Here is a 19,561-nt window from a genome sequence, read left to right on the forward strand (position 1 = left end):
AGCAAAAAATCGTTTTTTAAATGGTTAACTCATTCATATAAGGGCATCTCTTGAAACAGGCTAGTCACCTTAAAGCCGAAGTCATTTTAGTCTTAGTAACTATTATTGCCGGCCTAGGTTGGATTTTCTCAAAAGAAGCCTTGGTGGGCTTACCGCCTTTGTTTTTCATGGCGGTACGCTTTTTGGTGGCGGGTTTTGTGTTGTTTCTGGTAGGGCAAAAGTATTTTCGTGGCCTGAGTTGGCAAGGCGTGCGTCAGGCGTGTTTGGTTGGGGTCTTGTTTGGCGTCACCATGATGTTCTGGGTGACCGGTTTGGATCAAGGGTCAAATTTGGGTGTCGGCGCTTTTATTACTAGCCTGGGAATAGTGTTAACTCCTTTGGTGGCGCGTTTTATGTTTGCTGAACGGCCGTCCATGAATATTTGGGTTGCTCTGCCTTTTGCTGCTGTGGGGTTAGGCTTTCTGGCATTGAACAAGGGATTGGATTTTGAGTTGGCGCATTTTTATTTTTTAGGTGCCGCTTTGGGGTCTGCTTTGCAATTAAACCTGTTATCGCGTTTTTCGGTGCGCATGCATGTGCTGGTATTAACCGCCATTCAGTTGTTCGCCGCGGGGGCGGTATTGTTGGTTTTATCCTTGTTGTTTGAGCGCTTGCCGCACAGCATCAGTGTCAGTGTGGCAGGGTGGTTTTTAGCCAGTACATTGATTGCCAGCAGTCTGAGGTTTTTGCTGCAAACCTATGGTATGAGTTTGACGCCAGTCAGTCATGCCGCCGTGATTATGAATCTTGAGCCAGTGTGGACCGCCATATTTGCGGTGTTTTGGTTTAATGAAATCATGAGCGCAGGACAGGTGTTTGGTTGCTTGTTGATTTTTGTTGCCATGCTGGTCAGTCGATGGCCACAAATCCGCTCTATGGTACGCCGCTCCCGAGGTTATTAATCTGGCAAGATTTGATCAATCACCTGGTTGTAAAGCTGGATGATTTCTTGGCTCAGAGGGCGTTGCTGAAACTCCCAGCGAGCTAATAAGCCTTCGGTAAGGGTAACCAACATTTCGATTTTTGCACTCGCTTCAGCATGACTCATTGTTGGGGCTTTGTTTTTCAGCAGGGTTACGGCGTGTTCTTGCAGTCGCTTTTGAGAGTCCTGACAAATATCAAATACCACCGGATTGCGCGCCGCTTCGGCTTGAATCTCTGCGTGCATGATACGGATTTTCTGGGTTTCTTCGCTATCGTCTAAGAAATGGCGATCAAGCCATTTCTCCTTATCGAGAAAGGATGACATAAAGTGTAATTTTTTTTGCGTAGACTGCTCAACTAAGGCACGAATAATGTCGTCTTTGTGGGCAAAGTAACGGTAAATTTGTCCCACACTTAAGCCTGCCGATTTGGCAATATCACTCATACTGGCCTTATGGAATCCTTTGGTCAGTACATGCTGTTCCGTGGCATCAATAATTCTTTGTATGCGCTGGTCTTTGTGACGAGGCTCTTTATGACTTCTCATTTATTTGCACGTTTAGGTCGTATATTTGGTATTTGGCTTAGATTATAGTTTTGCGAATGATCATTCTCAATGTTTCTAAAGGAAGTCTCCTCAATGTTGTCTAAATTCAAATACGCATCGGTTATATTGCTTGTATTGTTACTGGCAGGCTGTCAGAAAGAAGCGGCAAATCCGTCTGACAATGCGGCGTCTGCTGCGCCTAAAGTGCCTGTTGGCGTCATCACCATAAAACCACAAACGACAGAGCTTGTGGCAGAATTGCCAGGCCGAACCAACTCCAGTTTGGTGGCAGAAATTCGTCCCCAAGTGGGCGGTATTGTGGAAAAACGTTTCTTTGAAGAAGGTCAAGATGTCAAAACCGGTGATGTTTTGTATGAATTGGATGATGCCACTTATTTGTCCTCTTATAAGCAAGCACAAGCAGACTTAGAATCCAGCAACGCCAGCTTACGATCTGCTCAGCTAAAATATGAGCGTTACCAAGAATTGCGTAAACAAAACAATGTATCGCAGCAAGATCTAGACGATGCGCAAGTCGCCTACCTTGAAGCGAAAGCAAAACAGCGTGGTTCAGAGGCTGCTTTAGAAAGCGCCAAGATAAACCTAGGTTACACTAAAATTCGTGCACCGATCGATGGACGTATTGGTATTTCACAAGTTACGGTTGGTGCTTTGGTAACTGGTAGTCAAGCGACAGTGATGACCACCATACGTTCTTTGGATCCTATTTTCGTTGATTTAGCACAAACCAGTTTGGATCAGTTAAAACAACGAACCCTGCTGCAGCAAGAAGGCGTTGAGAAAGGTTCAAACCGCGTTACATTGGTGTTAGAGGATGGAACCGAGTACGAATACCCAGGTCAGTTAAAAGCACGTGAAGTAAGTGTCGATGAAAACACGGGCAGTGTGACTTTGCGTGCCGAATTCCCCAACCCTGATGATTTACTGTTGCCCGGTATGTTCGTTCGCGGTTTGGTGCATGAAGCCACTCATACACAAGCTTTATTGGTACCTCAGCAAGGTGTTGCTCGTGATGTAAAAGGCAATCCAACGGCTTATGTTGTGAATGATAAGAATGTGGTGGAGAAGCGCATTCTGACAATAGACCGCGCCATTGGTAATCAATGGTTGGTGTTGTCTGGCATCAATTCAGGTGACAAGGTGGTTGTGGAAGGTTCTTTAAAAGTTCGTGCTGGCAGTGAAGTGATTCCTTCGCCTATGGTGCGTGACCCAAAAAGTGGTGACATTGTTGCCAGTGATAAGGCTTCCGCAGCACAAGGAAATTAATCTATGTTTGCTCAGTTTTTTATTAATCGTCCAGTGTTTGCATGGGTCATTTCCATTGCGATCATGTTGGCCGGTTTGGCATCCATTAATGCCTTACCTATCGCGCAATATCCGAATGTGGCACCGCCAACCATCAGTATTTCTGCTACCTACTCAGGGGCATCTGCAGAAACTGTTGAAAACAGTGTTACTCAAGTACTGGAGCAACAACTAACAGGGTTAGATGGGTTGTTGTACTTTTCTTCTTCGAGCAGCTCCTCTGGTCGTGCCAGCATCAATGTGACTTTCGAACAAGGAACCGACGCGGACATTGCGCAAGTTCAGGTGCAGAACAAAATTCAACAAGTCACCTCTAGCTTGCCAAATTCGGTGCAACAAAACGGTGTCACTGTGGCTAAGTCAAACTCTGACTTTCTAATGGTCGCAGCGATTTATGATGAAACCGATAAAGACACGGCGAATGATATTTCCGATTACCTTGTGTCCAGCATTCAGGATCCGATTGCCCGTGTGGATGGGGTAGGTAGCGTACGTGTTTTTGGTGCTGAGTATGCCATGCGTATCTGGTTGGATCCCCTAAAATTGGCATCGTACAAGCTGATTCCATCGGACATCTCTGCTGCTATTCAAGCGCAAAACACGCAAGTCGCCGCGGGTAGTTTGGGCGCTTATCCTGTCATTCAGGGGCAAGAGTTAAACGTGACGGTAACGGCTCAGTCCAAGTTGCAAACAGCCGATCAGTTTAAAAATATTATTTTGGCCTATGATGACAGTGGCGCTACTGTGCGTTTGAGCGATGTGGCGGAAGTGGAACTTGGCAGTGAAAGCTACTCTTTTATCCCGCGTCTAAATGGTCATCCAGCGTCCGGTATAGCGGTAATGTTGGCACCTGGTGCCAATGCATTATCAACATCGGAAGCCGTAAAAAATACCTTGGCCGCTTTAGAAAAGAACTTACCAGAAGGGTATAAGTTGTCTTTCCCTGTCGACAATACCAGCTTCATTAAAATCTCTATTGAAGAAGTGGTGAAAACCTTATTTGAAGCCATTGCTTTGGTGGTGATCGTGATGTTCGTCTTCTTACAGAATTGGCGAGCGACTTTGATTCCTGCGATTGCGGTTCCCGTTGTGTTATTAGGTACGTTTGGTGTGCTGGAGCTGTTTGGTTTCTCGATTAACACTTTGACCATGTTCGGTATCGTGTTATCGATTGGTCTGCTGGTGGATGACGCCATTGTGGTAGTGGAAAACGTAGAGCGTGTGATGGCTGAAGAGAAGCTGTCGGCCCGTGAAGCGACCATTAAATCCATGAAAGAAATTACCAGTGCCTTGATTGGGATTGCGGTGGTTTTGTCGGCGGTGTTCTTGCCCATGGCCTTTTTCAGTGGCTCCACAGGGGTCATTTATCGTCAGTTCTCGGTCACCATAGTAGCGGCGATGACTCTGTCTGTGTTAGTGGCATTAACCCTCACGCCAGCTCTGTGTGCAACCATGCTGAAAGCAAATCATCATGATGAGCAAAAAGGCCTAGGTGGTTGGTTTAACCGTAATTTTGATCGCCTTACCAATAAATATTTTGGCGGTGTGAGCAGCATCATTAAGCGTCCATTTCGTTGGATGCTGGTTTATGGTGCCATCGTTGCTGGTTTGAGTGGTTTAATGATGAACTTGCCTTCTGGTTTCTTGCCAACTGAAGACCAAGGGCGAGTGATGGTGATGGTCTCATTACCAGAAGGCGCTTCTATGTCTCGTACCGATAAGATAATGCGTCAAATAGAACAACATTTCATGGTTGCGGAAAAAGCCAATGTGGATGCTATTTTCACTATTTCTGGCTTTAATTTTATGGGTACAGGGCAAAACGCAGGTTTGGCCTTTATTGCACTGAAAGATTGGAGCCAACGAATTGGCCCTGCTAATAGTGCCAGTGCGATTGTCGGTCGTTCTTATGGTGCTTTTGCCGGCATAAAAGATGCCATGATTTTTTCCTTGATTCCGCCTTCCATACAAGGTTTGGGGCAGAGTAGTGGTTTTACTTTCCAATTGCTGGCTTCGGGCAATACTGATCGTGAAACCTTGATGTCGATGCGTGACACTTTGTTGCAAGATGCCAATGCTAGCCCATTATTAACCGGGGTGCGTTTAGGTGCGCAATCAGAAGCACCTCAGTTACATATTGATATTGATCAAGAAAAAGCGTCTGCATTAGGTTTGTCTATGGCTGATATCAGCTCGACTTTGAGTAGTGCTTGGGCTGGTAGTTATGTTAATGATTTTGTGGATCGTGGTCGTGTGAAAACCGTGTACATGCAAGGTGAAGCGGAATATCGTTCATCACCGGAAGACTTACAACACTGGTATGTGCGTGGAAGCGATAACACCATGACGCCATTCTCTGCGTTCGCGAAAAGCGAATGGACTTATGGGCCTAAAACCTTGAGTCGTTTTAATGGATCAGCGTCTTACGAAATTCAAGGTTCTGGTGCTGATGGTGTCAGTTCTGGGGCTGCCATGGATGAGCTGGAACGTTTGGCCAATGCTTTGCCTGCTGGTACAACGGGAGCATGGAGTGGTTTGTCTTACCAAGAGCGTTTGTCTAGCGGGCAAACGCAAATGTTGTATGCCATTTCTATCTTGGTGGTATTCCTATGTTTGGCGGCGCTTTATGAAAGTTGGACGGTACCATTATCGGTCATATTGGTGATCCCGCTGGGGGTAATAGGTTCTGCTGCAGCGGCGCATTTACGTGGATTGGAAAACGATGTGTATTTTCAGGTGGCCTTATTGACGACCATAGGTTTATCTTCGAAAAACGCCATTTTGATCGTTGAATTTGCGGAAGCAGGTTATCGCAGAGGCATGAACGTATGGGATGCAGCAGCACAAGCGGCACGTTTGCGTTTACGTCCAATTATTATGACTTCCATGGCCTTTATCGTAGGTACTTTGCCGTTGGCTCTATCTACTGGTGCTGGGGCAAACAGCCGTATCTCTATTGGCTCGGGTATTGTTGGCGGTACTTTGACGGCCACTTTCTTGGCCATCTTTTTCGTGCCTTTGTTCTTCGTCATTGTGCGTCGTATCTTTTCAAAACGACCAGAAGCTTTGTCGACTGCTAAGGTTGAAGAGGATATTGTAAGTTAAGACCGGATAAACAATTAAAAAGGAGCCTTGATTTTCTTGGCTCCTTTTTTTGTTTGGCTGAGATGCCGTTTGTTTTATAGACGTTGTAGGCCCCACAATAAATACAAGCCACCTAAAACGGAAGCGACCATACCGGCTGGAATTTCTTGCGGGTAGAGCCATTGTCTACCTAACCAATCAGCAAACAACATTAAGAAGCTGCCTACTAAGGCTGCAGCAACCAAATGTTCTTTAGCACGATTAAAACCTAATATGCGAGCTAGATGTGGGGCCATTAAACCAATAAAGCTGAGTGGTCCAACCACTAAGGTGGCAGAAACAGTTAAGCCGGCAGAGAGAGTCAATAGTAACAATCTAGAACGACTGACTTTCATCCCTAACGACTGGGCGCTCGCTTGGCCTAAAGGTAAAATGTCTAACCACTTTGTAAACAGAAAAACCATCGATACCAATGCTAAGGTAATGACTAGTGTCATGGATAAGGTTTGATAAGTGACGTTGTAAGTAGAACCTGACATCCATGCAAGGAATTGATAATTTCTCGGATCACCGCCTGCTAGTATGATGGTTTGAATCGCAGTCATCAAAGCGGTAATGGCAACACCAGTTAACAAGACCCGCTCTGGTTGGAAGCCAGACTTACGGTTGAGCAACACAATAATCAGCATGCTTAAAACGGCCCCGATCAAACCGCTTATGTACATTCCCGTAATCCCTGTGGCCAGCCCAGTGTATAAGGATAGAATTAAACCTATGGCGGTACCTGAGCTAATACCAATGACTTCAGGGCTCGCCATGGGGTTACCACTGATGCGTTGAATAATGGTTCCTGCTACCGCCAACATAGTACCCGCTAACACTGCGGTTAATAATCTGGGTAAACGCCAGTCCAGCATTGACCATTCACCGTTTAAAAGCAGCCATTGCCAACCTTGGTTTTGCAGTGAGACAGTGGAAAAAATGGCCAAGCCCAGTACTAACATTCCTGCAGTAACTAAAATGGACTTCTTCCCAAAGCGACGTATTCTCGGTGTGTGTCGAGTGAGCACGGTTTCGGTTTGTGTCTGGTTTTTCATGGCGAGTTTGGGCAATAACCACAGCATAAGAGGTGCTCCCAGTACTGCTGTGGCGGCACCGGTTTGAACGTACATCGGCATGTAACCTGGGAGTGCTTGTATCAACAAGTCCGCTAATGTGAGCAGTAGGGCGCCTATTATCATAGCTATGATGAGTTTGGGAGCCAGTCGACGCACGCCCAACAATCGTGTAATAGCAGGCGCTGCTAAGCCAATAAAGCCGATGACGCCCACACTTGCTACTACCCATGAGGTCAATAAAACGGCTAAACCTAGGCAAATAAAGCGCAGTTTGGCTAAGGATACGCCTAAACTTTTTGCCCCTGATTCTGTTAACTCCAAGAGACTTAAAGGCTTTAGGAAGAGGAAAGCAGCGCCAATTGCGAGGATGACTTTAGGGAATAAGTAATGAACATTTTCCCAACCCGTTTGTACAAGAGAACCCGCTCCCCAAATCATTAAGCCCGAGAGCTTTTCTTCATTCAGAATCAAAAGAACGGTACTAAAGGCACCAAAATAGAGATTGATCACCAAACCTGTTATGACCACAATGGTGGGTGATAGAGCACGTCGCCATGACAAAGCAAAGACCAATGCCATAGTGATCAGGCCCCCCATCAGCGCAACCAGACTGTGTGATATTTCGATTAACCAAGGGGCGTATAAGGTGGCTAGCATTAAGCTAAAGCTGGCACCAGTAGCAACTCCTAAAGTGGATGGCGAAGCAATGGGGTTGCGCAAGACTTGCTGCATTAATACGCCAGCGACTGCCAGTGCGGCACCACAAATTAAGGTGGTGAAGACCCTTGGCCACCAAGTTAAAGATAACTTTATGGATACGACCGACTGCCAGTCCGTATTGATCATACTTTGTAGAGCCAAATTCAATGGTAACTGCGCCGTCAGTTGTGCATAGCTGATGGCCAACACGGCTAAAAAGAGAAGGGTGATGAAGCTAAAAGGTAAAATGCGCATTAGTTTGCCTCCTGCTCTTGTATGGCGTGCGTAATGAGTTTGGCAAAGCGCACGGTAGATGGAATAGCACCAAAGCTCCATACCGGTTCAATGTGCAACACTGGGTGCCCTGATTGTTTTATTAGGTATTGCCAGAGTTGATCATGTTGAAGATGATTTTGGGCGCCAGCAGGCAGTGGATCAACCACCACAAATTGTCCTTTTATGCCCAATAACTGATCAATCCCAATTAGGGTAAAGCCCCATGTATTTGTGTCCCCAAGCCAAGCATTTTTGATGCCCAGCTGATTCAGGGCAATTTGAAACATACTGTTTTGACCGAATATGCGCACATGGCGAGCATCCATAAACTGGATCATCAGCATATTGGTTTTAGCCTTGGCTGATAATGATTTTTTAAGTTGCTGGAAAGTGTTTTCGGCAGAGTCAATGAGTTGTTTTGCGACCTTTTCTTTACCAGTAGCGGATGCCATGGTTTGGGTAAAGTCTTTTAAAGCTTGCCAATTTGCTTTGCCATCAGCGTAGATGGAAATCGCGCTAACAGGTGCGATTTTTTCCAGTCTAGTTTGGTGATATTGGTAGGCAGGTGAGACAAAAATGTGATCGGGTTTTATTTCAGCCAAACGTTCCAAATTGGGTTGCGTTCGTAATCCGATATCAACTGTATCTTTTGGAATTTTAGGTTCTTTAACCCATGCGTTATAGGTTGTTATATGGGTTGCACCAACTGGTGTTACACCTAAACCTAGCAAGGTTTCTGTGTGAGACCAATCAATGGCTGCAAAGCGTTGTGACTCAGCAGCATGCAGTGTCCAACTGCTTAGGCACAAGAATAAGCTCATCAGCCCTAAACGTATTATCGAATGAACAATCATGGGAATTCTCATTAAGTTGAGTACGAGGCAGTTAATTTGGCATGGCAACTGGGTAGCCAGCTGGGTGATCGGCTACGTGCATGTCAATGTCGTAAATTTGTTTTAAATGTTGTTGATCAAATAGGTCATCAACAGCGCCAGCCGCAATTAACTTGCCACTGTGTAAGGCGATAATCTCATCACAAAAGCGGGCCGCCATATTGATGTCGTGGATAACAATAATGACGCCAAGATTGAGCTGTTTGCTGAGTTTTTTGATTAGGTTAAGCATGTCCACTTGGTGAGCAATGTCCAATGCGGAAAGGGGTTCATCAAGCAGCAGGTATTCGGAGCGTTGCGCTAATAGCATGGCCAACCACAGACGTTGACGTTCTCCACCTGACAGTGTGTCTACCATTCGATCCGCGTATGCTAAGGTGTCGGTTAACTGCATGGCTTCTTCAATAATGTCTTTATCTTGCTTGGTTAAACGGCCTAACAGTCCGTGCCAAGGGTAGCGCCCAAATCCAACCAAATCACGTCCAGTGAGGGTGTCTGTTGAAGGAGTATGTTGAGGGAGGTAAGCCACTTTTTGCGCGAACTTCTTGCTTGGCCAAGCGGATAAGATTTTATTGTCTAACAAAACCTTACCATCAGTTGGTGACTCTTGCTGTGCTAAAAGTTTTAGCAAGGTTGATTTACCTGAACCGTTGTGTCCGACCAGTGCGTAAATCTTACCAGGTTTAAATTGCATGGAAAAATCGGATAAAAGTGAGCGGTCACCAACGCGGAACTGCAGATTCTTAGATTCAATCATTCTAGAAAGCCAAATTAGAGTTGAGTGAAGACTGAGCTTATTATTTAACAAGCCTATTCAAGGTTACATTTTATTAGTCTTATAAATGATAATGCAAATTGTTTGCAATAGTAATCTATCTCTCAATAAATAAACCTTGTTCAGTCTAGTGTATCGATTTAAATAGTGATTCAAGGTGTGCCTTTAATGAGCAGAAGCGTATAATACGCACAATTTTTAACAGCTCCTGTGGCAGACCTTGCTCGGAGCAGGCGTTCATTTTTGTTTGTACTCATATGGAGTGCAAAGCGGAGAATTGTTTACATGGCTGAAGCCAACTTTATTAGTGAAGTGAATAAGCGTCGCACCTTTGCGATTATTTCCCACCCGGATGCAGGTAAAACGACTATAACTGAAAAAGTGTTATTGTTCGGACGCGCGATCCAATCTGCCGGTACGGTAAAAGGTCGTGGTTCAAATCAGCACGCTAAGTCGGACTGGATGGACATGGAGAAAGAGCGTGGTATCTCCATTACGACTTCTGTAATGCAGTTTCCGTATAATGATAGTTTGGTTAATCTGTTGGATACACCGGGGCACGAAGATTTCTCGGAAGATACTTACCGTACCTTAACCGCAGTAGACTCCTGTCTTATGGTGATTGACGCAGCGAAAGGGGTTGAGGATCGTACTCGTAAACTGATGGAAGTGACGCGTTTGCGCGACACGCCGATTGTGACCTTCATGAACAAGTTGGACCGTGATATTCGTGATCCAATGGAATTGCTGGATGAAGTGGAAAACGAACTCAACATCATGTGCGCGCCGATTACCTGGCCAATAGGCTGTGGTAAGGAGTTCAAAGGTGTTTATCACATTCACCGTGATGAAACGGTGCTTTATTCCACAGGACAAGGTCATACGATTCAAGAATTGCGTGTGGTAAAAGGCTTAGATAACCCAGATTTAGATGAGGCTGTCGGTGATGAACTGGCTGCTCAATTGCGTGAAGAACTTGAGCTAGTCATGGGGGCGTCGAATGAGTTTGATAAAGAGCTTTTCTTAGAAGGCGAGCTGACGCCAGTATTCTTCGGCACGGCATTGGGTAACTTTGGTGTTGACCATATGTTGGATGGCTTAACGGAATGGGCGCCTGCTCCAATGCCTCGTCAAACAACGGAGCGTGCGGTTGCAGCGCAAGAAGAGAAGTTCTCTGGTTTTGTCTTTAAGATTCAAGCCAATATGGACCCGAAACATCGTGACCGTATTGCTTTTATGCGTATTGTGTCGGGTACTTATAAACAAGGTATGAAGATGAACCATGTGCGTATTGGGAAAAATATCAGTATTTCCGATGCGGTTACCTTTATGGCAGGAGATCGTTCTCGTGCCGAAGAGGCGTTTGCCGGAGACATTATTGGTTTGCATAACCATGGAACGATCCAGATAGGCGATACCTTTACGCAAGGCGAAAATTTGAAGTTCTCTGGGATTCCAAATTTTGCGCCAGAACTATTCCGTCGTATTCGTTTGAAAGATCCGTTGAAGCAAAAGCAGTTGCTGAAAGGTTTGGTGCAGCTTTCTGAAGAAGGTGCTGTGCAGGTGTTCCGCCCATTGCAAAGTAATGATCTTATTGTTGGTGCGGTTGGTGTGCTGCAGTTTGATGTGGTTGTGGCGCGTTTAAAAGCAGAATACAACGTAGAAGCCATTTATGAAGCCGTCAATGTCGCAACAGCACGTTGGGTGAATTGTGAAGATGGCAAGAAGTTGGAAGAGTTTAAGCGTAAAAACCAAGCGAACTTGGCGTTGGATGGCGGTGATAATTTATCTTACATCGCACCTACTATGGTGAATTTGAATTTAGCGCAAGAGCGTTTTCCCGATGTGACTTTCCGAGCCACTCGCGAACACTGATCAATACTTGACTAAATTACTAGGTTAAGCGGATAATTTAGACATTCAAATTTTATATGGTGCTAAAAACATGAGTGGGGTTGAATCAGTCGATCCAATTGAGTTTACAGAAGCAGCGGCGGCAAAGTTAAAAGCCCTGATTGAAGAGGAAGAAAACGAACGCTTGATGTTGCGTGTTTACGTGACTGGCGGTGGTTGCTCTGGCTTTCAATATGGCTTTACCTTTGATGAAGAGCATCAGGAAGATGATACCGAAGTCGTACGCGATGGTGTGACCTTAGTGGTGGATCCTTTGAGTTTTCAGTATTTGGTTGGTTCAGAAGTGGATTACAAGGAAAATTTAGAAGGTTCTCGCTTTACGGTACAAAACCCAAATGCCACCTCTACTTGTGGCTGTGGTGCCAGCTTTAGTATTTAATTTTTCAAAGCTTAGCCAATGATTAAAAAAGGCTTTCATCTTGGTGAAAGCCTTTTTTGTTTTCTATCCCCATTTACATTTCTATAGGGTTATGTCATTCAAGCTTTGGTGTAGAGTTTGTTGGCTTGGCGAGCGCGTTCTTGCTCGCTGATGATGCTACTGTCGATAGGCTTGTGGTGACCAATGAAAATAAGTCCAATTTTTTCATCACCTAATATTACGGGTGTCAGTACCTTATTGCGTACTTTCCAAATTCTCAGACCGCGTATGGCTGTGGGCTGATTTATTTCAAGCAGTTTGCTTTGGTTTATTTGTGCATAAAAGGCTGAAAGTTGGTCTGCCTCACCATCTTGATCTAAAAGAATATGATAGTGAGTTAGTTGTTGTTCAATGAATTCTGGTGAATAGGGGGTATTCAACGTTGATAAATGCGTTTCTTTTGGCAAGTTATAGAAAAAACTTGGTACTTCTGGTGAGCCTTGATGAGGTGACATTAACAAGGTCATCTCAGTTGCTAAACCATAAGCAGGTTTTACCGGAATATGAAAAATAAGCTGCTTAGCGGGTGGGTGGTTTTTTATAGCCGGTGCACCATAGCCTGCTTTAGGGTGATTGTTATTCATTCCAAGCGGAGGAACTTGTAAAAAAAGTTGCCAATCTTTTTGATCCAATTCGAGTTCTTCTGGCGAATACACTTTGAGGTTAGCTTGGATTAAATAGTGTAAAACGTGCTCCAGTAAGTTGGCAAAAATACTGTTGGCAGCAGTTAAAGGCTCTTTTACATTGGCGTCTACATGAATTTCTTTCACTTGGTGAGCCGCGCTGCTGAGATCCACTAAGTCTTTATTGCTAATGAACAAGCGTGACTTACCTCTGCTCAGAATTTTTCTTTCAGTCGGTTTAGTACGGGTTCTGTTCAATGCCTCAATGAATAGCATGGTGCGGCTCCTTTGATCGCTGTGCAAAGCTATCGGCAAAGGTGATTAAGAGTTTAGTATTTTGCGCACTTATTGCACAAAAATACTATCATAAAGACGTAAACTTACGGGAAGTAGTGGGAAAATTGGGTTATGGCGAGCCTACATCCTTGTAGGCTTTGTGCGTGCGTAATTAACGCAATAGGTTTGATAACTTTGGATTGGGTTCTAATGCAGCGCGGTACAAAAGGGCTACTTTACCGATAACTTGTACTGTCTCGCATTTCATTATTTTGCTGATTTCAGCAATGATGGCACTGCGCACATCGCGATCTGTAATGCTGATGCGAACCTTGATCAATTCGTGGTCTTCTAGAGCTCGGTCGATTTCTGTTAGGACAGCTTCAGTAAGACCGTTTCCTGCGATCATGACGACAGGATTAAGGCCGTGACCGATTAAACGGTACTGTTTTTTTTGGACGTTTGTTAGACTCATAGTAAATTTTTCTCATCTTGGTTAATCCTCTTTATTGGAGGCTTAAGAGGTTAAGCGATATTATAGCGGAATATTGATTGATTTAGGTATGATGAAAACGTGGCAAGGTCAAAAAGTAGTAACAATTGGATGAAGGAACATTTTGACGATCCTTATGTCAAAAAATCCCAACAAGATGGCTATCGCTCCAGAGCGAGCTACAAGTTGATCGAAATCAATGAAAAGGATAAGTTGATTCGCCCCGGAATGACGGTGGTGGATCTGGGTGCCGCGCCTGGCGGTTGGTCGCAAATTGCGGCTAAGTTGGTCGGAGATAAAGGTACCATAGTGGCCTCAGATATTCTCGAAATGGCGCCATTGCCAGGTGTGCGTTTTGTAAAAGGGGACTTCACTGAACAAGAAGTGTATGAAGCAATACTAATGGAAATTGGTGATCAGAAAGCCGATCTTGTAATTTCCGATATGGCCCCCAATATGAGTGGTAATAGTTCCTCAGATCAGCCTCAGGCAATGTATTTAGTGGAACTTGCTCTCGATATGGCGGCCCATGTATTGCGTCCTGGTGGTAATTTTTTGGTTAAGGTGTTCCAAGGCGAAGGCTTTGAAGACTATCTAAAAGCCATGCGAGCCCAGTTTGGCTCTGTTGTCACGCGAAAACCGGATGCTTCTCGGGCGCGAAGTCGTGAAGTTTATTTATTAGGAAGACAATATAAGGGTTAATGGGGAATGTTCTGGTATGATAGCCGGAATACTTAAAATTAACCGTTAAGAGGTGTGCTCTTGAACGATATGCTAAAAAATATACTGTTGTGGTTGGTCATTGCGGCTGTGCTACTAACGGTTTTTAATAATTTTAATACCACGTCGGAAACAAACCGGATTTCTTATTCTGAATTTGTGAAAGAAGTGCAAGACGGTCGCATCGCCAAAGTGGTTGTCGATGGCTACACCATTAGCGGTACTCGTAGTAACGGTGACAGTTTTGATACAGTGCGTCCAGCGGCATCGGATCCTAAATTAATGGATGACTTGCTGAATAAAAATGTGGTTGTTGAAGGTCGTATGCCTGAGCAACAGAGTATTTGGACGCAATTATTGGTAGCCAGTTTCCCGATTCTGTTGATTCTTGCCATCTTCATGTTCTTCATGCGTCAAATGCAAGGCGGTGGCGGTGGTAAAGGCGGTCCAATGTCCTTTGGTAAGTCCAAAGCGCGTCTGCTGCCAGAAGATCAAATTAAAACCACTTTTGCGGATGTGGCGGGTTGTGATGAGGCCAAAGAAGACACAGAAGAATTGGTGGACTTTCTTCGTGAGCCAAGCAAGTTCCAACGTTTGGGTGGTAAAATTCCACGCGGTATCTTGATGTGTGGTCCACCAGGTACGGGTAAAACCTTGTTGGCAAAAGCCATTGCTGGTGAAGCGAAAGTACCTTTTTTCACGATTTCTGGTTCGGATTTCGTTGAGATGTTTGTCGGTGTGGGCGCGTCACGTGTGCGTGATATGTTTGAGCAGGCTAAGAAGCACGCGCCTTGCATCATCTTTATTGATGAGATCGACGCGGTTGGTCGTAATCGTGGCTCTGGCATGGGCGGCGGCAATGACGAGCGTGAACAGACCTTGAACCAGTTGTTGGTTGAAATGGATGGTTTTGAAGGTAACGAAGGTATTATCGTTATTGCGGCTACTAACCGCCCAGATGTGTTGGACCCGGCTTTGTTGCGTCCAGGTCGTTTTGACCGTCAGGTAACCGTTGGTTTGCCAGATATTCGCGGTCGTGAGCAAATTTTGAAAGTGCATTTGCGTAAAGTGCCATGTGATGATGATGTTGAGCCAAAAAACATTGCTCGTGGTACTCCTGGATTTTCTGGTGCAGACTTGGCGAACTTGGTAAACGAAGCGGCTCTGTTCGCTGCACGTTCTAATCGTCGCCTGGTGAATATGGAACAGTTGGAATTAGCCAAAGATAAAATTTTGATGGGTGCTGAACGTAAGACCATGGTAATGAGCGACGAAGATAAGCTGAATACAGCATATCACGAAGCAGGTCATACTATTATTGGTTATTTGGTGCCTGAGCATGATCCGGTTTACAAGGTGTCGATCATCCCACGCGGTCGTGCTTTAGGGGTCACAATGTATTTACCAGAAGATGATAAATATAGTGTAAGCAAACGCGGATTAGAAAGTCAGGTTTGTAGCTTATATGGTGGCCGTATCGCGGAGGAAATGATTCACGGTTTTGATGGGGTGTCGACAGGAGCCTCTAATGATATAGAGCGTGCTACTAGTATTGCTCGTAACATGGTGACCAAGTGGGGCTTGTCTGAGAAATTGGGCCCGTACGCTTACGAAGAAGACGATAATAGTGGCGGTTATTTAGCAGGTCCTACTGGCAGTAAGTCGAATTATTTCTCACCGGAAACCGGTAAAATAATTGACGCTGAGGTACAGGACATTATTAATCGTTGTTATCAGAAAGCGACTCAAATTTTGACTGATAATCGTGATAAGTTGGATGTCATGGCGGACGCTTTGATGCAGTACGAAACCATTGATGCGAAACAGATTAAAGAAATCATGGATGGTAAAAAACCTTCTGCGCCGGAAGGTTGGTCTGATCCAAGTGCTAATTCTCCTAAGGGGGGCGAGCAAACTCCTGTTGAAGATGCGTCAAAGGATGAGGTGTCAATGGACAGTGTAAAGGGTTCATCTGACACTGATGGTGTGGTTGGTGGAGCTTCTTCGCGACCAGCTGGTGAATAATGCAAGTTAACTTAGATATGGATTTTTCATGTCGTTAATGTCATTTGGGGATAAGTCGCTCGACTTATCCCTTCCTCATGTTATGGGGATATTGAATGTCACTCCAGACTCTTTTTCAGATGGCGGTGCTTTTAATTCCTTCGATTCTGCGTTACGTCAAACCGAGAGAATGATCAGTGAAGGCGCTAGCATGATAGATGTGGGTGGAGAATCTACTCGCCCTGGCGCTTCACCTGTGTCTTTACAGGAAGAGTTAGATCGTGTGTTGCCTATTGTTGAGGCAATAAAATCTCGTTTCGATACCATAGTGTCGGTTGATACCAGTGCACCTGAAGTGATTTTAGGGGCAGCAAAGCTACATGCTGGCTTGATTAATGATGTACGTGCTTTAGAGCGTCGTGGCGCTTTGCAGGCAGCCGCTCAAACAGGCTTACCTGTATGTCTGATGCACATGAAAGGCATGCCACAAACCATGCAGAATCAAGCTGATTATCAGGCCGTTGTTAAAGAAGTGAGTGATTACTTGCTGTCGCGAGTATCGGCCTGTGAAGAAGTGGGCATTTTTGCCGATAAGGTTTTGCTGGATCCTGGTATAGGTTTTGGTAAGCAGTTGACGCATAATCTACAATTGTTGCAGCACACGGAAGATTTTAAACGGCTAGGTTTTGAAATATTAATCGGTGTGTCGCGTAAAACCATGATAGGTGATGTATTGGGTTTGCCTTTAGAAGAGCGCTTGTATGGCACGATGGGTGCAAATGCTGCTGCATTTGCTCGCGGTGCAAGAATATTTCGAGTTCATGATGTTAGGTCACATGTGGACATGTTGACGTTAATGTCGCGTATTGAGAGAGAAGGATAATGCGTAAGTATTTTGGAACAGATGGCATTCGTGGCAAGGTGGGGACTCATCCTATTACACCGGAATTTATGTTAAAACTGGGCTGGGCAGCAGGTCAGGTATTTAAGGAAAAAGACAAGAAAATACTGATAGGCAAAGATACGCGTATTTCTGGCTATATGTTTGAATCCTCCCTTGAAGCGGGTATCGTTGCAGCGGGCGCGGATGTGCGTTTGGTCGGTCCAATGCCTACGCCTGCTATTGCGTATTTGACGCGAACTTTTCGTGCCAGTGCTGGTATTGTCATCAGTGCTTCTCACAATCCTTTTTACGATAATGGTATTAAATTCTTCTCTGCAGAAGGTGGCAAGGTTTCCGATGAGATTGAAGAGCGCATTGAGTACTACCTAGATCAGCCAATGGAAGTGGTAGAGTCCAGTTTGATTGGTCGAGCGCGTCGCGTCGATGATGCTGCTGGTCGTTATATTGAATACTGTAAAGGTACTTTTCCAATTGGCCTGCAATTAAGTGGTTTGAAAATCGTAGTCGATTGCGCAGATGGCGCGACTTATCATGTTGCACCGCGGGTATTTTCTGAATTGGGTGCCGAAGTCATTACAGTGGGCACTAACCCAGATGGGTTGAATATTAATGAATTTAGTGGTGCGACTAAGCCAGAAACCTTGTGTGAACATGTATTGGCGAATGAGGCTGATATAGGTATTGCATTGGATGGTGATGGCGATCGTCTGATTTTAGTTGATCGTAACGGAATAGTGCGAGATGGGGATGATATTCTCTATATTATAGCCAATCACCTTATGTCGACAGGTCGCTTTAGTGGTGGCGTTGTGGGCACCTTGATGAGTAATTTTGGTTTAGAGTTGGCCTTCTCTGAAACAGGGATTGGTTTCAGTCGAGCAGCAGTGGGTGATCGTTATGTGAACGAAAAGCTGGTGCAGCATGGCTGGGTGTTAGGTGGTGAACCCTCAGGGCACATTGTGTGTCGATCTATTACCACCACCGGAGACGGTATCGTTGCGGCTTTGCAGGTGTTGCAGGCAATGGTCGAAGGAGGCAAAGCATTGGATGAGTTGCTTACTGGGTTGGTGAAGTTCCCGCAAAAACTGAAAAACATTCGTGTCGCAGAAAGTTTTGTGCCAAACGAAGAGCCTGCTTTGCAAAAAGCCATCGCGGTAGCGAATGAAAAATTAAATGGTTTGGGGCGAGTGCTGTTACGGGCGTCTGGTACTGAACCATTGATTCGAGTCATGGTTGAAGGTCGTGACGATGAAACCGTAGATGAACTGGTGGAATATTTAGTTGAAGAGGTAAAAGCTGTCGTAGCAGCAAAACAAGCAGCTGAATAACCAACTGGGTTTATCATTCCATAAAAATAAATACTTGAAACCAATGGAGGCTTTCCATAGAATGGGCGCCTCGAATTTAAGGGCTAGATTATGATTCGACAAAAAATAGTGGCTGGAAACTGGAAGATGAACGGCTCGAAAGAGTCTATTTTGAATTTGGTTAATGGTTTGCTAGAAGGATCTCAGTCTAGTGCTGAAGTGGTCATCGCTCCATCATTCCCTTATTTGTCTCAGGTCGCAGGCTTAGTGGCAAAGGGTTCATTTGTATTGGCTGCACAGAATGTCAGTGAGCAAGTGAAAGGGGCGTATACGGGTGAGGTTTCTTGCTCAATGTTGGCCGACTTCAATGTGAAGTATGTACTGATTGGTCACTCAGAGCGTCGCTCTTTGTACGGCGAATCAGATCAACTGACCGCTGAAAAAGTAAAGGCATGTTTGGCGTCTGGTTTTAAACCTATGTTGTGTATAGGAGAGACCCTCGTTGAGCGTGAAGCAGAGCAAACCATTGCGGTGTGTGAGCGTCAAGTGGCAGCGGTTGTCGATACGGTTGGTATCGAAGCCTTTAAAGATATTGTTATTGCATACGAACCTGTGTGGGCGATTGGAACCGGATTATCTGCCAGCGCGCAGCAGGCTCAAGAAGTGCATCAGGCGATTCGAGCGTATCTCGCTGGTTTGTCTGCGTCAGTTTCTGAAGGGGTTCAGATTCTTTATGGCGGAAGTGTAAAAGCCTCAACCTGTGCTGAGTTGTTTACCATGCCAGATGTTGATGGTGCCTTAGTAGGCGGTGCGTCGTTAGATGCAAAAGAGTTTTTAGACATTATTAAAGCAGCAGGTTAATTGATGGAAGCGCTAATTTTAGTTTTTCATGTTCTCGCCGCAGTTGCGATCATTGCATTGGTGTTATTGCAGCAAGGTAAAGGCGCAGACGCTGGTGCTTCGTTCGGTGGTGGTGCATCACAAACGGTTTTCGGTAGTCAAGGCGGCAGTAGTTTCTTTGGTAAGCTAACTGCAGTGTTTGCATTGGTTTTCTTCATTACTAGCTTCGGTTTGGCCTTTTATGCCAGTGAGCAAGCAAAAAGTGTATCTGGTGGTATTGATTTACCTAGCGCGACGCAAGTGCAAGAAGATGTCGTTGAGTTGCCCATTTTAGGTGAAGAGAAAAAAGTGTCGTCTGACCTCCCTGTTACGGAGTAACGA

Annotated in this window: 17 protein-coding genes; 11 read left to right on the top strand and 6 right to left on the bottom strand. The window is 45.1% G+C overall.

Annotation, left to right across the window (positions count from 1 at the left end; all coding sequences use genetic code 11):
• The first annotated feature begins 50 nt into the window (after positions 1-50).
• The gene (locus ACXAH2_RS02025; protein ID WP_475076249.1) at positions 51-941 is read left to right on the top strand and encodes a DMT family transporter; all 891 of its coding nucleotides are present in this window, start codon (positions 51-53) and stop codon (positions 939-941) included.
• Here ACXAH2_RS02025 and ACXAH2_RS02030 read toward each other — a convergent pair.
• On the bottom strand, positions 938-1,510 hold the full coding sequence (locus ACXAH2_RS02030; protein WP_475076251.1) for a TetR/AcrR family transcriptional regulator: 573 nt from the start codon (positions 1,508-1,510) through the stop codon (positions 938-940). The two genes, ACXAH2_RS02025 and ACXAH2_RS02030, sit on opposite strands and share 4 nt — an antisense overlap.
• 93 nt (positions 1,511-1,603) lie before the next feature.
• On the opposite strand from ACXAH2_RS02030, the gene ACXAH2_RS02035 reads away from it, so the two are divergent.
• Positions 1,604-2,797 (top strand): efflux RND transporter periplasmic adaptor subunit, encoded by a 1,194-nt coding sequence (locus tag ACXAH2_RS02035; RefSeq protein ID WP_475076253.1) that lies wholly within the window; start codon positions 1,604-1,606, stop codon positions 2,795-2,797.
• A 3-nt stretch (positions 2,798-2,800) separates the two neighbouring features.
• Positions 2,801-5,941, top strand: a complete 3,141-nt coding sequence (locus ACXAH2_RS02040) for an efflux RND transporter permease subunit (RefSeq protein ID WP_475076254.1) — start codon at positions 2,801-2,803, stop codon at positions 5,939-5,941.
• Between the two features lie 74 nt (positions 5,942-6,015).
• On the opposite strand, the gene fhuB is transcribed toward ACXAH2_RS02040, so the two are convergent.
• Genes fhuB through ACXAH2_RS02055 form a run of 3 tightly spaced genes read right to left on the bottom strand, consistent with a single transcriptional unit; the run spans position 6,016 to position 9,663 of the window.
• Positions 6,016-7,992, bottom strand: a complete 1,977-nt coding sequence (gene fhuB, locus ACXAH2_RS02045; RefSeq protein WP_475076255.1) for a Fe(3+)-hydroxamate ABC transporter permease FhuB — start codon at positions 7,990-7,992, stop codon at positions 6,016-6,018.
• Complete coding sequence (locus ACXAH2_RS02050; RefSeq protein ID WP_475076257.1) at positions 7,992-8,867, bottom strand: ABC transporter substrate-binding protein; 876 nt, start codon at positions 8,865-8,867, stop codon at positions 7,992-7,994. Before ACXAH2_RS02050 ends, fhuB begins: the two co-directional genes overlap by 1 nt.
• Positions 8,868-8,898: 31 nt before the next feature.
• A complete protein-coding gene (locus tag ACXAH2_RS02055; protein ID WP_475076259.1) occupies positions 8,899-9,663 on the bottom strand; it encodes an ABC transporter ATP-binding protein in 765 nt (254 codons plus the stop codon).
• A gap of 303 nt (positions 9,664-9,966) precedes the next feature.
• On the opposite strand from ACXAH2_RS02055, the gene prfC reads away from it, so the two are divergent.
• Positions 9,967-11,556: a peptide chain release factor 3 gene (prfC, locus tag ACXAH2_RS02060; RefSeq protein WP_475076260.1), complete on the top strand. Its 1,590-nt coding sequence runs from the start codon at positions 9,967-9,969 to the stop codon at positions 11,554-11,556.
• Positions 11,557-11,626: 70 nt separating this feature from the next.
• Positions 11,627-11,974 (top strand): iron-sulfur cluster insertion protein ErpA, encoded by a 348-nt coding sequence (gene erpA, locus ACXAH2_RS02065; RefSeq protein ID WP_353667366.1) that lies wholly within the window; start codon positions 11,627-11,629, stop codon positions 11,972-11,974.
• 98 nt (positions 11,975-12,072) lie between these two features.
• Here erpA and ACXAH2_RS02070 read toward each other — a convergent pair whose 3' ends face one another.
• The gene (locus ACXAH2_RS02070; RefSeq protein ID WP_475076261.1) at positions 12,073-12,912 is read right to left on the bottom strand and encodes a hypothetical protein; all 840 of its coding nucleotides are present in this window, start codon (positions 12,910-12,912) and stop codon (positions 12,073-12,075) included.
• Positions 12,913-13,084: 172 nt separating this feature from the next.
• Positions 13,085-13,387, bottom strand: a complete 303-nt coding sequence (locus ACXAH2_RS02075) for a YhbY family RNA-binding protein (protein ID WP_475076263.1) — start codon at positions 13,385-13,387, stop codon at positions 13,085-13,087.
• Positions 13,388-13,486: 99 nt separating this feature from the next.
• Between ACXAH2_RS02075 and rlmE the strand changes: the two genes are divergently transcribed.
• From rlmE to secG, 6 genes are all read left to right on the top strand, one after another.
• Positions 13,487-14,107: a 23S rRNA (uridine(2552)-2'-O)-methyltransferase RlmE gene (gene rlmE, locus ACXAH2_RS02080; RefSeq protein ID WP_475076265.1), complete on the top strand. Its 621-nt coding sequence runs from the start codon at positions 13,487-13,489 to the stop codon at positions 14,105-14,107.
• Positions 14,108-14,167: 60 nt separating this feature from the next.
• Positions 14,168-16,150: an ATP-dependent zinc metalloprotease FtsH gene (gene ftsH, locus ACXAH2_RS02085; RefSeq protein WP_475076267.1), complete on the top strand. Its 1,983-nt coding sequence runs from the start codon at positions 14,168-14,170 to the stop codon at positions 16,148-16,150.
• A 28-nt stretch (positions 16,151-16,178) separates the two neighbouring features.
• Positions 16,179-17,012, top strand: coding sequence for a dihydropteroate synthase (gene folP / locus ACXAH2_RS02090; protein WP_475076269.1), 834 nt, complete (start codon positions 16,179-16,181; stop codon positions 17,010-17,012).
• Positions 17,012-18,361, top strand: a complete 1,350-nt coding sequence (glmM, locus tag ACXAH2_RS02095; RefSeq protein ID WP_475076271.1) for a phosphoglucosamine mutase — start codon at positions 17,012-17,014, stop codon at positions 18,359-18,361. Before folP ends, glmM begins: the two co-directional genes overlap by 1 nt.
• A gap of 90 nt (positions 18,362-18,451) precedes the next feature.
• Positions 18,452-19,201, top strand: a complete 750-nt coding sequence (gene tpiA, locus ACXAH2_RS02100) for a triose-phosphate isomerase (RefSeq protein WP_475076273.1) — start codon at positions 18,452-18,454, stop codon at positions 19,199-19,201.
• Positions 19,202-19,204: 3 nt separating this feature from the next.
• The gene (gene secG / locus ACXAH2_RS02105; RefSeq protein ID WP_475076275.1) at positions 19,205-19,558 is read left to right on the top strand and encodes a preprotein translocase subunit SecG; all 354 of its coding nucleotides are present in this window, start codon (positions 19,205-19,207) and stop codon (positions 19,556-19,558) included.
• The last annotated feature ends 3 nt before the right edge of the window (positions 19,559-19,561 follow it).

The organism is Marinomonas sp. ABL3_031 (assembly GCF_056161265.1).